Genomic DNA, 14,605 nt, shown 5'->3' with positions numbered 1-14,605 from the left:
CGTCAGCGTTTGGCTGCGGCGAGCCGCTGCGCGCGCCGCTGGTCGGCTTCCTGCCAGCGGCGGGTTTCGATCTCGCCGCTGGGCGCGTGTGCGGGAATATCGACCGGGCGCTTGTCGTCGCCGAGCGCGACCATGGTGAAATAGCAGCTATTGGTATGGCGTACCGTCTGCGCGCGGATATCCTCGGCGATGACGCTGATACCGATCTCCATCGAGGTACGGCCGGTGTAATTGACGCTGGCCAGAAAGGTCACCAGTTCGCCGACGTGCACCGGCTGCTTGAAAGTGACCTGATCGACCGACAGTGTCACGCAATAGGCGCCGGCAAAGCGGCTGGCGCAGGCGTAGGCGGCTTCGTCCATCAGCTTGAGCAATGCGCCGCCGTGGACGTTGCCGGAGAAGTTGGCCATGTCCGGTGTCATCAAGACGGTCATGGTGAGTTGGTGGCGCGGCAGGTCGGTCATCGGATCATCCTTTCTTCGGAATGCAAAACGCCGGGCAAGCCCGGCGTTGTCGGTACGTGCTGCCGGATCAGAGTCCGGCGCCGTGCGCCTGCTGATCTGCATGATAGCTCGACCGCACCATGGCGCCGACCGCGGCGTGCTTGAAACCGAGCTCGTAGGCCAGCGTTTCCCATGCCTTGAACTGATCCGGGTGCACATAGCGCAGCACCGGCAGGTGGCCGTTCGACGGCTGCAGATACTGGCCGATGGTGATCATGTCGATGTCGTGCGCGCGCATGTCGTGCATCACCTGGACGACTTCTTCGTCGGTTTCGCCGAGGCCGACCATGATGCCGGATTTGGTTTTCACATCCGGGTACATCGCCTTGCAGTCTTTCAAGAGCTTGAGCGAATGCAGATAGTCCGAACCCGGCCGAGCCTGCTTGTACAGGCGCGGCGCGGTTTCGAGATTGTGGTTCATCACGTCGGGCAGCGCCTTGCCGAACAGCTCCAGCGCCACGTCGAGGCGGCCGCGGAAGTCGGGTACCAGCACTTCGATCTGCGTGCCCGGGCTCTTTTCGCGCGTCAGGCTGATGCAGTCGACGAAATGCTGGGCGCCACCGTCGCGCAGGTCGTCGCGGTCGACCGAGGTGATCACCACGTACTTGAGCTTGAGTGCGGCAATGGTCTCGGCCAGATGCACCGGTTCGTTGACGTCGAGCGGGTTCGGCCGGCCGTGGCCGACGTCGCAGAACGGGCAACGCCGGGTGCAGATGTCGCCCATGATCATGAACGTCGCCGTGCCCTTGCCGAAGCACTCGCCGATATTGGGACAGGACGCTTCTTCGCATACCGTGTGCAGCTTTTGCTCGCGCAAGATCTGTTTGATCTCGCCAAAGCGGCCATTGAGGCTCGGCGCCTGCACGCGTATCCAGTCGGGCTTTTTCAGCTTGCTTTCAAGCTGGACCACCTTGATCGGAATCCGGGCGGTTTTGGCTTCGCCCTTCAGTTTGGTGCCGGCGGAAACGGGGGCGTTCTTGGTGTCTTGGGTCATGATCCGGGTCGATCAACCTTGCGATGAACGTGGTTAATCAATTGATTTGTTGCAGGATTTTGTCGGCCATTTTACCGGCTAACGTCGCCGGTGTCTCAGCGATGCCGAAATCGCTCAGCTGCGCGACGCGCAGGCCCTCATAACCGCAGGGATTGATCATCGCGAACGGTGCGAGATCCATGTTCACATTGAACGACAGGCCGTGAAAGCAGCAGCCGTTGCGGATGCGCAGGCCGAGCGCGGCGATCTTGGCTTCACCGAGTTCGTCACGCACGTAGACACCCGGTGCATCGACCTTGCCGTAGGCGTCGATATCGTAATCGGCGAGCAGGGCGATGACGCTGTTCTCCAGCCGCCGCACCAGTTCGCGCACGCCAAAGCCGAGCCGGCGCAGATCCAGCAGCGTATAGGCGATCAGCTGGCCGGGGCCGTGATAGGTGACCTGGCCGCCGCGATCGATCTTGACGATCGGAATCTCGCCGCGCTGCAGGATATGTTCGGGTTTGCCGGCCTGGCCGAGCGTGAATACTGGCGGGTGTTCGAGCAGCCAGATTTCGTCGCTCGTTTCGGGCGTGCGGGCGTCGGTAAACGCCTGCATCGCGTGCCAGGTGATCTGGTAATCGGCGAGCCCGAGCTGCACGACCCGCGCCGTTGTTGCGATGACTTCGCTCACATCACCATCCGCACCAGCGGATGCGCGCGTAGCGCGGCGTCGAGCGCGCGCACTTGATCGGCGCTCTCAAAGGTAATCATCAGCGTTGCGGCAAAATAGTTGCCGGCGGCGCTGGCGCGGATCGTCAGTACCTCGGCGGTGACGCCGGGCACATGCGCTTGCGAGAGCGCGAACAGTGCCGCGTGGAACTCGTCCTGACTGACTTGCTTGTGGCTGATGGCCTTGATCGGCAGTTTGGCCGGGAACTCGACGAGTTCTTCGAGCGGTGGCGGTGGGTTGTTCTGGTTCATGCTGTGTCCTTGCCTGTGCGCATTACCCCGGCTTTGAACGCCTGATAATGCTGATACATGGTTTTATAGATGGGGCCGGGCGCGCCATTTCCAACCGGGGCGCCATCGAGCGCGACGATGGCCAGCACTTCCTTGCCGCTGGAGGTCAGCCACAACTCATCGGCGTTGCGGGTTTCGGCCTCGCTGACTTCGCGCACTTCGCAGGCCATGCCATGCCGGGCGGCCAGTTCGAGCACCAGATCGTAGGTGATGCCGGTGAGCATCAGATGCGACGGCGGCGGCGCGAGGATGACGCCGTTTTTAACGACGAACACATTGCTGGCCGAACCTTCAATGAGCAGGCCATCGCGGAACAGGATGGTCTCGGCGACATCGGCGTCAACAGCCGCCTGTTTGGCGAGCACGTTGGCGAGCAGCGAAATCGCTTTGATATTGCAGCGCAGCCAGCGCACATCGGCCTGACTGATCGCTGCGATACCGCTGGCAACCAGCGAGGCCGGCGGCGGCGTCAACGGGTCGGCGAGCATGAACACCGTTGGCGTTGTGCCGGCCGGGAAGGCGTGGTTGCGCGGATACGCGGCGCCGCGCGTGACCTGGAGATAAACCGACTGATCGTCAAAAGGCTGGCGCAACACCAGTGTTTCGACGATGTTCCGCCATTCGCCCGGCGTATGCGGGTTGGCAATCCGTACCGCGGCCAGGCTGGCGGCGAGGCGTTCCAGATGCTGATCCAGCCGGAACGGCTTGCGGTTGTAGACCGGGATCATTTCGTAGACGCCGTCGCCGAACAGAAAGCCACGGTCGAGCACCGGCACGCTCAGCGTCGCCAGTGGCGCGAAGTTGCCGTTCAGGTAGGCGGTCAGGTCGGGAATGTTCATGGCCTCAGTTTACGCCGCCGGCATGCACTGGTCATGCCGGCGGCGGTAGCTGCATCAGGCAAAAAGCTGTTTGAACCACAACCGGAGTGCATCCCAGGCGCGGCCGAAGACGCCGGCCTCTTGCACCGCTTCGATCGCCACTACCGGATAATTGCCGATGGTCTTGCCATCAAGGTTGACCTTGACTGCGCCGATCTGCTGGCCCTTGGCAATCGGTGCGATCAGTGGTTGCTGGCTGATGAATTCGAGCTTGATCTTGGCGGCGTCGCCCTTCGGTACCGTCAGGTAGCGGTCTTGGAGGAAACCGGCCTTGACGCTGTCAGCCTTGCCTTTCCATACCGGCACGGTGGCGATGCTCTGGCCGGCCGAGTAGATCTTCGGCGTATCAAAGAACTGCACGCCCCAGTTCAGGAGCTTGGACGATTCGGCCGCGCGGATCTGGTCGCTGCTGGTGCCGACGACAACCGAGATCACCCGGCGGCCGTCACGCTTGCTCGATGCGACCAGGTTGTAGCCGGCGGACGAGGTGTGGCCGGTCTTCATGCCGTCGACGTAGGGGTCGCGGTACAGCAGCAGGTTGCGGTTGCCCTGCTTGATGTTGTTGAAGGTGAAGTCCTTCATCGAGTAGATCGGGTAGAACTGCGGGAAGTCGTGAATGATCGCCGCCGCAATCTTGCCCAGATCGGCCGTGGTCGTGTACAGGTTCGGATCGGTCAGGCCGGTCGAATTGGAGAAGTGGCTGTTCTTCATGCCAAGGCGCTGCGCCTCGCGGTTCATCAGCTGGGCGAAGACTTCCTCGTTGCCGGCGATGGCTTCGGCCAGCGTTACGCAGGCGTCGTTGCCGGACTGGACGATCATGCCCTTGATCAGCTGGTCGACCGTGGCCGGGGTGCGCGGATCGAGGAACATCGTCGAGCCGCCGCTGCCGCCACCGGCCTTCATCCCGGCGGCCGAGACGGTCAGCTGCTGGTCGAGCTTGAGCTTGCCTTCCTTGATCGCCTTGAAGACGACATAGGCGGTCATCAGCTTGGTCAGCGACGCCGGTTCGATCCGGGTGTCGGCATCGCGCGCGGCCAGCGTGGCACCGCTCTGGAAGTCGGAGAGGAAATAGGCCTTGGCGGCGATGTCCGGCGGCGGCGGCGTGAACGCCTGGGCGGTCATCGAAATCAGCGGCGTGACGAGGGCGGCGAGGGCAAAGGTACGGCGGATATTCATCGGTAGGGCAACGCTCTTGGTGTGGGGGGCGGAACAAGACCGCGATTATAAAACCGTCATGCCTTGTGGGTCTGCCCGTGTTTCTGTGCGAATTACCTTGCACTGACGGATGGCGGCGCGCCGCCATCCCGTGCAGCACAGCGGCAGAGCATTGGAGGGCTTATTCCTCCGGCAGTTCAAACGTACCGTGGCCGATGTGCTTGACCCGGCCGCTGACGCGGATCGTACCGGTCTCGTCCAGATCCAGTTGCAGGTGCGCCAGCCGCCCGGTGCCGTAGCCTTGCAGCATGGCCGAGCTGAACGGCAGCGCCTGTTTCTCGCCGAGCAGCCAGCCGCCGAGATTGGCGCACGCCGAGCCGGTGCCGAAGTCCTCGCCGATCGACCCGGCGGGCACCCAGAAGAAGCGCGCGACGATGCCTTCATCCGAGCGCGCCCACACCAGCGCCTGGGCGATGCCGCGCCTGTTGGCCGCCGCGGCGCTGAACAGCGTCGCATCGGGCTTGCAGGCGAGAACGTCGTCGACATCCCGCACCGGGATGATCAGCTGCTCGGTGCCGGTGTCGACGAAACGCGCGCGCCCGGCCAAGCGGGCGGCATCGATGCCGAGCGCGGTGGCCAGCGTTTCATTGTCCGGCGCATCGTGAAAGCGCGGTGCTTGCGCCGTCAGCGTGGCGAGGCCGTCGCGGATCGAGACCGGGATGACCCCGGCGGGGCAATGCAGCGTGACTTCGCCGCCGAGGCCGCGCTCGGTATCGAGTACCGCCGCCGTGCCCAGCGTCGGGTGGCCGGCGAAGGGCAGCTCATAACTCGGGGTGAAGATGCGCATGTCGGCGTCGGCCCCTGTTCGATCATCGGCGCTGTGGCGCACGAAGGTGGTTTCGGACAGGTTGAGCTGTCGCGCGATCGCCTGCATGCGCGCATCCGAGAGGCCGTCGGCGTGCGGAAACACCGCCAGCGGATTGCCGCTGAAGGGATTGCCATCGGGCGCGGTGAACACATTGACGACCTGGTAGTGCAGGCTGGGCATGGCGGGCTCCGTGAGCGGTTCGGTGCCTTGATTCAACCATGCTGCCGACGGGGCTGACAGTGACAATCCGCCGCCCAAGTGGCCGCGACAGCCGTGCGGGAACCACATGCTACGTATTGCAACAGGCCAGCGGCCGACTCGGTTGTATAATGCGGGGTTAAATCATCAATCAAACCCAGCCTCGCGAATGATCCGCAAACTGATCGGAAGAGTGCTTCGCCGTCCCGGCAAGCGCGTCCTGCACGCCAAACATTACGGCATCCGCCGCGACCAACTGCATTCGGGCGCCCTGAAAGTCTGTGACCGGCTGCAAGCCGCCGGCTACGAAGCCTATGTCGTCGGTGGCGCGGTGCGCGACCTGATGCTTGGCAAAAGCCCCAAGGATTTCGACGTTGCCACCAGCGCAACGCCGGAGCAGGTGCGTCACGTTTTCCACCGCTCGCGCATCATCGGCCGGCGCTTCAAGATCGTCCACGTGCCGTTCTACGACCGCGACGGCGAAGAAATCGTCGAAGTGACGACCTTCCGCAGCGCCTCGGATGCGCCGACCGACGACGCCGGGCGCATCCTGCGCGACAACGTCTACGGCAATATCGAAGAAGACGCGTCGCGGCGCGATTTCACCGTCAACGCCTTGTATTACGACCCGAACCGCGAAGAAATCCTCGATTTCCACCACGGTGTCGATGATCTCGAACGCCGCCAGCTGGTGATGATCGGCGATCCGGTGCAGCGTTACCGCGAAGATCCGGTGCGGATGCTGCGGGCGGTGCGTCTGGCTTCCAAGCTGGAGCTGACGATCGCGCCGGCGACCAAGAAGCCGATCGCCGCGCTGGCGTCGTTGCTGGAGAACATCCCCAGCTCGCGGCTGTTCGACGAAACCATGAAGCTCTTGCTGTCGGGTAAGGCCTGGGCCTGTGTGTCGACGCTGCGTGCCGAAGGGCTGCATCACGCCTTGCTGCCGATTCTGGAGCGCCAGCTTGAAGACCCGGCCGCCGCGGCCTTCGTGCAGCGCGCGCTGGAAAACACCGACTCGCGTCTGGCCGAAGACAAGCCGGTGTCGGCGGGTTTCCTGTTCGCCACGCTGCTGTGGCACGACGTCGAAGCGCTGTGGAAGAAAAAGGAAGCCGCCGGCGAGCACACCATGCCGGCGCTGGTGGCGGCGATGAGCGAAGTCGAAGCGCGGGTCGGCAAGCGTCTGGCGATTCCGAACCGCTACGGCGCGGCAATGAAGGAAGTGTGGATGATGCAACCGCGCTTCGAGCAGCGCGTCGGCCAGCGGCCGTTCCGGCTGGTCGAGCAGCCGCGTTTCCGCGCCGCCTACGATTTCCTCGTCCTGCGCAGCGAATGCGGCATGGCCGACAAGGCCCTCGCCGAGTGGTGGGGCAAGTTCCAGTACGCCGACGAAGCGATGCGCTCGTCGCTGATCGCCAATGTTGCCGGCAGCGACAAGGGTGGCGCGCAGCGCAAGCGCAAGCCACGGCGCAAGAAGCCGGCCGCGGCGCCGGCCAGCGGCGCGGCGTAATGGTCACGGCTTTTATCGCGCTCGGCGCCAATCTGGGCGATCCGGCGCGGCAGCTCGACGCCGCCGTCGAGGCGCTGGCGGCCTTGCCGCAATCGCGTCTGGTCGCGGTGTCTGATTACTACCGCAGCGCGCCGGTCGGTTACGCCGACCAGCCCGATTTCCACAATGCCGTTGCCCGCGTCGATACGACCTTGAGTGCGCCGGCCTTGCTCGACGCCTTGCTGGCGATCGAAGTCGAGCAGGGGCGGCATCGCAGCTTTCGCAATGCCCCGCGCACGCTCGATCTTGACCTGTTGCTCTACGGCGACGCTACGCTGAGCCTGCCGCATTTGAGCCTGCCGCATCCGCGCATGCATACCCGCGCCTTCGTGTTGCTGCCGCTGCTGGAGATCTCGCCGGACATCGTCATCCCCGGCTTCGGCCCGGCGCGTGACGGACTCGCCGCGGTGGCCGATCAGCAGATCGCCCGCGTGCCCGCTAGCGGTTGGCGGCCGTTGGCCGAAGGCGCGTCGGCTTAGTCAACCGGTGTGATCGGCAACAATACGTATGGGCGGATTGGCGTTGCCGGTGGAATAATGCCGGACGCGGCGGCGTTACCCCGTCGCCGCATCGCCTGCCCAACAACCCACCGGGATCACGCAATGAAGACCACGATTTCCACGCTCCAGAAAATGAAGCAGGACGGCCAGAAGATCGTCATGCTCACGTGTTACGACGCCAGCTTTGCCACGCTGATGGATGAGGCCGGCGTCGATGTCCTGCTGGTCGGCGATTCGCTCGGCAACGTGATCCAGGGGCTGAGCAGCACGCTGCCGGTGACGATGGAGCAGATGATCTATCACACCGCCTGCACCGCCCGCGGCAATCGCGAAGCGCTGGTACTGGCCGACCTGCCGTTTGCTGCCTATCAGCAAAGCCCGCAGCAGGCGTACGAAAACGCCGCCAGGCTGATGGCCGCCGGTGCCGAAATGGTCAAAATCGAAGGCGGCATGGTGATGATCGAGACGGTGGCGTTTCTGGCCGCACGCGGGATTCCGGTCTGCGCGCATATCGGCCTGCAACCGCAATCGATCAATGTTTACGGCGGCTTCAAGATCCAGGGCAAGACCCAGCACGAGGCCGAAGTGCTCAAGCGCGATGCGCTCGCCTTGCAACAGGCCGGCGCGTCCATGGTGCTGATGGAAATGATCCCGGCCGAACTCGCCAAGGTCGTGACCGAATCGCTCAGCGTGCCGACCATCGGCATCGGTGCCGGTATCGACGTCGACGGTCAGGTGCTGGTGGTGTACGACATGCTCGGTGTCTATCCGGGCAAGAAGGCGCGCTTCGTGAAGAACTTCATGCACGGCGTGACCAGCATCCAGGGCGCGTTCGAGGCCTATGTGCATGCGGTGCAAGCCGGTACTTTCCCCGCCGAAGAACACAGCTACTGAGGGCGCGCGATGGCGCTCGACGCGATTTTTGCCTTTGCCCTTGAGCTGGAAAAGCTCAAGGGCGTGCTGCGCCGGAACAAGCCGATCGGACTGGACCGGCGCGAAAATACCGCCGAGCACAGCTGGCAGATCTGCATGCTGGCGCTGACACTCGAAGCCGAGTGCATTGCCCCCGTCGATATCAACCGTGTGCTGAAAATGCTGCTGGTGCACGATATTCCCGAAATCGACGCCGGTGACGTGATGGTCTACGACATCGCGCAGCGCCAGAAGGCCGAGGCACTGGAGCTGGCCGGCGCCGAGCGCCTGTTCGGCCTCTTGCCTGCCGATACCGGCAAGGCGCTGTTCACGCTGTGGCACGATTTCTCGCACGGCACGGATGCCGACGCGCGTTTTGCCCGCGCCATCGACCGGGTGATGCCGATGCTGCAGAACCTCAACAATGGCGGCCAGAGCTGGCGCGAGCACGGCATCGGCGTATCGCAGGTGATCGCGATGAACGAGGCCAAGGTCGCGCCGGTGCTGCCGGGCGTGTGGGCACGGCTGCGCGCCGGGCTCGATGAAGCCATTGCCCGCGGCGACCTCAAACCCTGAAACGGAGACCGGTATGCACGATGCAGATCTGGCGCCTTACCTGACGGCGAGCGACGTTGTCGATTTCGATCATCCCGATGTCGCCGCGCTGGCGGCTTCGCTGACTGCGCCAACGCAGATCGAGACGGCCCGACGCTGTTTCGACTGGGTGCGCGACCGGATCGAGCACTGCATGGATTTCCAGCGCGAGGAAGTGCCGGTGTCGGCGTCCGGGACGCTGGCGACCGGCACCGGCTTCTGCCACGCCAAGAGCCATCTGCTGGTGGCGCTATGGCGTGCCAACGGTCTGCCCGGCGGCTTCAGCTACCAGCGATTGACGCTCGACGGCCCGAAGCCGCCTTACTGTCTGCACGGCTTCGCCGCGGTTTGGCTCGACGGCCACGGCTGGTACCGCTGCGACGCGCGCGGCAACAGCAAGCCGGGGATCGCTTGCCAGTTCACCCCCGGTCATGAAAATCTCGCCTATCCGATCCAGCATCCGGGCGAGTGCACCTATCAAGAAGTCTGGGCCGAACCGTGGCCCGAACTGATCGCCCGGTTGCAAGCGTGCGAGAGCGTTTCGCACTACCGCGCCGAACCGATCGACCTGAACCCTCCTGTCTTCGAGCCCGCACCATGAAAATCATCCATACGATCAAAGAGCTGCGCGAATGGCGCAAAACCGCCGGCACCGTTGCCTTTGTGCCGACGATGGGCAATCTGCACGCCGGCCATATGGCGCTAGTGCGCGAAGCCAAGGCAAGGGCGCAGTCCGTCGTGGTCAGTCTGTTCGTCAACCGGCTGCAGTTCGGCCAGGGCGAGGATTTCGACCGCTATCCGCGCACGCTCAACCACGATGCGGCGCTGATCGAGCACGAATGCGCCCACGCGGTGGTGTTCGCGCCGGATGAAAAAGAGCTGTATCCGCACGTGATCCAGCAATACAAGGTCGAGCCGCCGGCGTTGCAGGATGAACTCTGTGGCGCTTTCCGTCCGGGGCACTTCCGCGGCGTCGCCACCGTGGTGAGCAAGCTGTTCAACATCGTCCAGCCCGACGTCGCCTGCTTTGGCAAGAAGGATTACCAGCAGCTCTTCATCCTGCAGCAAATGGTCGAAGAGCTGAACATGCCGATCGAGGTGGTGTCGGTCGATACCGGCCGTGCCGGTGACGGCCTGGCGCTGTCGTCGCGCAACAGTTATCTGTCGGAAGCCGAGCGCGCCGAGGCGCCAAGGCTGCATCAGCACCTGACCCGGATGCACGATGCGATCGTCAAGGGCGAGCGCGATTTCGCCCGTCTGGCCGAGGACACCATCGAGGATCTGGTGCGTCACGGCTGGATCGTCGATTACGTTGAAACCCGCAACGCCAAGACGCTGAAGCCGGCGGTGCATACCGACCACGCGCTGGTGATCCTGCTGGCGGCGCGGATCGGCGCGACCCGGCTGATCGACAATATCGAAATCCAGTGCTGATCCTGCTTGAGGCCGCGGCCGCTGCTTAGAAGCCGTTAGCCGTTCAGCTGGCAACAGGCGCGGGTAGATTCCGTGCCTGTTTGTTTTTATACATGCGCCGGTCGGCCGCTTTCAGCAGTGCTTCGGCGGTGTCGCCATCGTGCGGAAAACGCGCGACGCCGATGCTGGCGCCGATGGTGAGCTTTTGTTCGTGCCATGGCACCGGCCTGCTCAGCAGTGTGCGCAGCGTGGCGATCAGCTCGGCTTCGCGGGATGCGCTCAGCGGCTCGGCGATAAGTTGTGCGAATTCGTCGCCGCCCCAGCGTGCGATCAAATCGTCACTGCGGATATGCGTTTGCAGCCGGTAGGCAAGGGTACGCAGGACGTGATCGCCGGCATCGTGCCCAAAGCGGTCGTTGACCGCCTTGAAACCGTTTAGGTCGAAAAAAAGCAGTGTGCATGGCTGCTGAGTCTCGATCAGTGCGTGCAGGTGCAGATCGAAGGCGTGCCGGTTAAGCAGCCGCGTCAGCGGGTCGTGGCGGGCAAGGTGGTTGAGTCGCCGTGTTTCCTTGTGTCTGGCGCGCAGGCGGATCTGGTGTCGCTGCACCAGCGCCAGCAGCGCGGCCAGCAGCAGCAGGTGGATGAGGATCAGTGCCACGATCACCGCCCGGTTGCCGTCTTGCCAGCCCAGTTGCCAACGGGTTTCCAGCATAAAAGGTTGTGAATGGCTAGGTGGTGTCGTCACAAGATGCGCGCCCAGATCGCAATGCAGCGAATCTGGACTGCCGCCAGGAATGACGCCGCATTCTTGGCATAGCGCGTGGCGATGCCTCGCCAGCGTTTGAGCTGCAAAAACGCATTTTCAACCAGATGCCGGTGGCGATACAGCGCCGCATCGTGTTCACGCGGCGCCTTACGGTTGCGGTGCGACGGAATCACCGTTCTCATGCCTTGCGCCGAGGCCTGAGCAACGATGGCGTCGCTGTCATAGCCACGATCAGCCAGCAGGTATTCCGCGCTCAAGCCGTCAATCAACGCGCCGCCCTGGGTGCAGTCCGCCGTCGTGCCCGAGGTCACCAAGACCCGCACCGGCATGCCGTGCGCGTCCACCGCCAAGTGCAGCTTACTGTTTAGCCCCCTTTGGTCACCCCCATTGCCTGATTGCCGCCGCGTGCGCCGGCGGCATGCGGATGCACCTTGGCATGCGTGGCGTCGATCATCAGCCATTCGAAATCCGGATTGGTGATCAGCGCTTCAAGCAGGTGTGCCCAGACGCCCTTGTCACGCCAGCGACAAAAGCGGCGGTGGGTGTTCTTCCAGTCGCCATAATCGGGCGGCAAATCGCGCCATGGGGCGCCGGTACGCAAAATCCAGAACACGGCGTTGAGGAACAGGCGGTTATCTCTGGCCCGGCCGCCCCAGGCGCCGTGGCGACCGGGCAGGAGCGGTTCGAGCAAAAGCCACGTTTGATCAGGAAGGTCGTGGCGGCGGTGTACCAGGCGCTTGGTCGGCGGTGTGCTTGTCATGGCGGCAGCATACACACTCGCCAATCACTCGTGACGACACCATCTAGAATGGCGTCAGTATAAAGTTTTTCTGTGAAAGTTTTTCAGCGTGCTGTCCGCATAATTCTTACAAATTATCGTCGAGCCAGCGCCAGAACGCCACCAACCGCAAAGAAGGCCGAGCCGCAAAAGCGGTTGAAGTAACGGATCCGGCCGGGCCGATGCATCCAGCTTGCGAGCCGTGTCCCGCCAGCGGCGTAAGCGATTTGCCAGCCGGCTTCGATCAAGAAGAAAGTCACTAGCAGCAGTGCCCATTGCGGCCCCTGCGGCAAACGGGCGTCGACGAACTGCGGCAGAAAGGCGGCGGCGAACAGGATGGCCTTGGGGTTCGACAGTGCCACCGTCAAACCAAGCCGGTAGCGTGCCCAAGTCGAATCCCCGCGAACATTGGGTTCGTCCAGTTCATCGCCGGCTCGCCAGCATTGCACGCCGAGATAGACCAGATAGGCGGCACCAAGCAGTTTGAGCAGCAGAAACAGGCTGGCCGAGGTAGCCAGTACCGCCGCAAGGCCAAAGGCCGATAGCGTGAACAGCAGTGCCAGCCCGGTCAGCGCGCCGGCCATGGTCGAGAGCGTCGCTTGCCAGCCATAGCGGGTGCCGTGGCTGAGCATCAACAACATGTTCGGCCCGGGCGTGCCGGAAATGAAAAAAGTGGTGGCGACGAAAGCCAACCAGAGCTCAAGGTGCATGAGGCGTTCTGTCCGTGGATGCAGGCTGGGTGATTCAGAGTTTGGGCGAGCGCTATCGATCGCGATAGTCACAATCGCCGCTGCGCAATCCCGATACAGCTGCCGGCGTCACCAAGAAAAATGGGCAGCTCAAGGCTGCCCATGATCGATGGCGATGATGCTTACTTACTGAGCACCAGTACGCCGTCAGCCTCGACCAGTGCGCCCTTGGGTAAGGCGGCAGCCTGAATGGCGGCGCGGGCCGGGAACGGCGCGCTGAAATAGTCAGCCATGATTTCGTTGAGCTTGGCGAAGTTGGCCAGATCGGTGACGAAGACGCCGAGCTTGACGATGTCGGCCAAGTCGCCGCCCGAAGCCAGGCAAACCGCACGCAGATTTTTGAAGACCTGATGGCATTGCGCTTCAAAGCCATCCACCAGCACGGCGCTTTGCGGATCAAGGCCGATCTGGCCAGACAGGTACACGGTATCGCCAACCTTGACCGCTTGCGAATAGGTGCCGACGGCGGCAGGCGCGTGGTCGCTGTGAATGATGGTTTTGCTCATGGCTGCTTGCCCCGCTGACAATTGAAAGTGGCGGCTATTGTAGCGGCGTTTGTGTGGCGAAGGCCTGTTTGCTGCCGGCTATCGGCCCGGTGTCAGGCTAAATGGCGTATCGGCTTGCGCATGGCGGTTTGCAGGACTCTAAAGAGGGAAGGTGCGCCGGTTTGCCGGTGCCCCGGCATTGGGCTTCCCTTTAAATTTGCCTTCCTTTTCAAGGAGCATGTCATGCAGACGGATCTTTGTCGTAAAGCCTTCCTTGCCGTTGCGGCAGGTGCGCTGGTTTTGTTGAGTGGTTGTGCCAGTGATTCGATGTCGCTGAAGAGCGCGATCGACAAGGCGCAGCAAACCGCGGATCAGGCACTGGCCAAAGCCAACGCCAATACCACGACGGCAAACAACGCGGCCACGATGGCGCAACAAGCCAACGAGAAGGCCGACAGGGCGCTGGCCGAAGCGGCAGCGGCCAATGAGAAGGTAGATCGGGCCTTCAAAAAATCGATGATGAAATGATGTGTCGCGCGGGGCGCGCTACGGTGCGCTCCGCACGATTACCCCTGGTTGGGTGCGCCTGTTGCACGCTCCCCGCCGCGGGGGAGGTACGCTGCTGGCACGCATTGAAAGGCGTGGCAGGGCTGCGGCGTGCCCGGCGCAGTGCGATGAATCGCGGTCAGGAGTGCGTGGCAAGACAATGAACAAGTCTTTAGCGAATCTCCACCCGCATGCCGATGTCGGCCCACTCGCCGAAACGCGCCAAGGCCTCGTTATCCATCGCAATGCAGCCGTCGGTCCAGTCGTAAAAGCGGTGTATCTGCGGATTGCCGTCGCCGATGCCGTGAATGCCTATCCATCCCCCCAGAATCGTATGCTGCGGCGGCCGCTCGCCGATATCGTTTTGCGCCACGATCAGATCGCGCGTCTCTCTGGACAAACGGCCATCGCGGAACGCTTGTTCGGCCTGGCTGGTCTTAGGGTAGTCCAGCTCGTAAAAGGTGATGAAGCGATGCGAGGAACGAATCGCACGAATGCGGTAGTCGCCTCGGGGCGTGGTGTTGTCGCCGCGGTAGTGCATATCGGCAACGCCACCGCTGCCCAGGGCAATCCGCTTGATGACCAACAGTGCCACGCCCGATTGCGAATACACCGTCAGCGTTTGTGCGGCGGTATCAACGCGGGCCCAAGGTTCGGCATGTGCACAGAGCGCGCCGATCAGGGTGAAAAGGGCAAAGTAGCGGTGCAGCGGCATCGT

18 protein-coding genes and 1 pseudogene are annotated in these 14,605 nt (G+C 63.2%); 7 read left to right on the top strand and 12 right to left on the bottom strand.

All coding sequences use genetic code 11. The features are described 5' to 3' along the window. Positions 1-2: 2 nt before the first annotated feature. From JLC71_RS10770 to JLC71_RS10740, 7 genes are all read right to left on the bottom strand, one after another. Positions 3-464 carry an acyl-CoA thioesterase gene (locus tag JLC71_RS10770; protein WP_200915416.1) on the bottom strand — a complete coding sequence of 154 codons (462 nt, stop codon included), beginning with the start codon at positions 462-464 and terminating at the stop codon, positions 3-5. Between the two features lie 67 nt (positions 465-531). Beyond that, positions 532-1,497 (bottom strand): lipoyl synthase, encoded by a 966-nt coding sequence (gene lipA / locus JLC71_RS10765; RefSeq protein ID WP_200915415.1) that lies wholly within the window; start codon positions 1,495-1,497, stop codon positions 532-534. Between the two features lie 37 nt (positions 1,498-1,534). Continuing rightward, positions 1,535-2,095 (bottom strand): lipoyl(octanoyl) transferase LipB, encoded by a 561-nt coding sequence (gene lipB / locus JLC71_RS10760; protein WP_236251047.1) that lies wholly within the window; start codon positions 2,093-2,095, stop codon positions 1,535-1,537. A 71-nt stretch (positions 2,096-2,166) separates the two neighbouring features. Further along, entirely contained in the window at positions 2,167-2,460 is a 294-nt protein-coding gene (locus JLC71_RS10755; protein ID WP_200915414.1) for a YbeD family protein, read from the bottom strand. Further along, entirely contained in the window at positions 2,457-3,338 is an 882-nt protein-coding gene (locus JLC71_RS10750; protein ID WP_200915413.1) for a D-amino acid aminotransferase, read from the bottom strand. The genes JLC71_RS10755 and JLC71_RS10750 overlap by 4 nt, the downstream gene beginning before the upstream one ends. Positions 3,339-3,392: 54 nt before the next feature. After that, complete coding sequence (locus JLC71_RS10745; protein WP_200915412.1) at positions 3,393-4,553, bottom strand: D-alanyl-D-alanine carboxypeptidase family protein; 1,161 nt, start codon at positions 4,551-4,553, stop codon at positions 3,393-3,395. Positions 4,554-4,713: 160 nt separating this feature from the next. Then, positions 4,714-5,580, bottom strand: coding sequence for a PhzF family phenazine biosynthesis protein (locus JLC71_RS10740; protein WP_200915411.1), 867 nt, complete (start codon positions 5,578-5,580; stop codon positions 4,714-4,716). Positions 5,581-5,791: 211 nt separating this feature from the next. Between JLC71_RS10740 and pcnB the strand changes: the two genes are divergently transcribed. From pcnB to panC, 6 genes are all read left to right on the top strand, one after another. Next, positions 5,792-7,105 (top strand): polynucleotide adenylyltransferase PcnB, encoded by a 1,314-nt coding sequence (pcnB, locus tag JLC71_RS10735; protein WP_236250868.1) that lies wholly within the window; start codon positions 5,792-5,794, stop codon positions 7,103-7,105. Beyond that, complete coding sequence (gene folK / locus JLC71_RS10730; RefSeq protein WP_200915409.1) at positions 7,105-7,623, top strand: 2-amino-4-hydroxy-6-hydroxymethyldihydropteridine diphosphokinase; 519 nt, start codon at positions 7,105-7,107, stop codon at positions 7,621-7,623. Before pcnB ends, folK begins: the two co-directional genes overlap by 1 nt. A gap of 123 nt (positions 7,624-7,746) precedes the next feature. Beyond that, complete coding sequence (gene panB / locus JLC71_RS10725; RefSeq protein ID WP_200915408.1) at positions 7,747-8,538, top strand: 3-methyl-2-oxobutanoate hydroxymethyltransferase; 792 nt, start codon at positions 7,747-7,749, stop codon at positions 8,536-8,538. A gap of 9 nt (positions 8,539-8,547) precedes the next feature. Then, positions 8,548-9,132: an HD domain-containing protein gene (locus JLC71_RS10720; protein ID WP_200915407.1), complete on the top strand. Its 585-nt coding sequence runs from the start codon at positions 8,548-8,550 to the stop codon at positions 9,130-9,132. A 13-nt stretch (positions 9,133-9,145) separates the two neighbouring features. Further along, the gene (locus JLC71_RS10715; protein WP_236250867.1) at positions 9,146-9,751 is read left to right on the top strand and encodes a transglutaminase-like domain-containing protein; all 606 of its coding nucleotides are present in this window, start codon (positions 9,146-9,148) and stop codon (positions 9,749-9,751) included. Further along, a complete protein-coding gene (panC, locus tag JLC71_RS10710) occupies positions 9,748-10,584 on the top strand; it encodes a pantoate--beta-alanine ligase (RefSeq protein WP_200915405.1) in 837 nt (278 codons plus the stop codon). Before JLC71_RS10715 ends, panC begins: the two co-directional genes overlap by 4 nt. 43 nt (positions 10,585-10,627) lie before the next feature. Here the strand turns inward: panC and JLC71_RS10705 are convergent, their stop codons facing one another. The 4 genes and pseudogenes from JLC71_RS10705 to JLC71_RS10690 form a co-directional block, all read right to left on the bottom strand. After that, complete coding sequence (locus JLC71_RS10705) at positions 10,628-11,275, bottom strand: GGDEF domain-containing protein (RefSeq protein ID WP_200915404.1); 648 nt, start codon at positions 11,273-11,275, stop codon at positions 10,628-10,630. Between the two features lie 29 nt (positions 11,276-11,304). After that, positions 11,305-12,089, bottom strand: a pseudogene (locus tag JLC71_RS10700) (IS5 family transposase). A gap of 113 nt (positions 12,090-12,202) precedes the next feature. After that, entirely contained in the window at positions 12,203-12,817 is a 615-nt protein-coding gene (locus JLC71_RS10695; RefSeq protein WP_200915402.1) for a LysE family translocator, read from the bottom strand. Positions 12,818-12,978: 161 nt separating this feature from the next. Beyond that, complete coding sequence (locus JLC71_RS10690) at positions 12,979-13,362, bottom strand: Rid family detoxifying hydrolase (RefSeq protein ID WP_200915401.1); 384 nt, start codon at positions 13,360-13,362, stop codon at positions 12,979-12,981. A gap of 120 nt (positions 13,363-13,482) precedes the next feature. On the opposite strand from JLC71_RS10690, the gene JLC71_RS10685 reads away from it, so the two are divergent. Next, the gene (locus JLC71_RS10685; RefSeq protein WP_236251046.1) at positions 13,483-13,869 is read left to right on the top strand and encodes an Lpp/OprI family alanine-zipper lipoprotein; all 387 of its coding nucleotides are present in this window, start codon (positions 13,483-13,485) and stop codon (positions 13,867-13,869) included. A gap of 190 nt (positions 13,870-14,059) precedes the next feature. On the opposite strand, the gene JLC71_RS10680 is transcribed toward JLC71_RS10685, so the two are convergent. Further along, positions 14,060-14,602 carry a L,D-transpeptidase gene (locus JLC71_RS10680; RefSeq protein ID WP_200915399.1) on the bottom strand — a complete coding sequence of 181 codons (543 nt, stop codon included), beginning with the start codon at positions 14,600-14,602 and terminating at the stop codon, positions 14,060-14,062. Positions 14,603-14,605 lie beyond the last annotated feature (3 nt).

Source organism: Jeongeupia sp. HS-3, assembly GCF_015140455.1.
Classification (GTDB): Bacteria; Pseudomonadota; Gammaproteobacteria; order Burkholderiales; family Chitinibacteraceae; genus Jeongeupia.
This window is presented reverse-complemented; position numbering and strand designations above follow the sequence as displayed.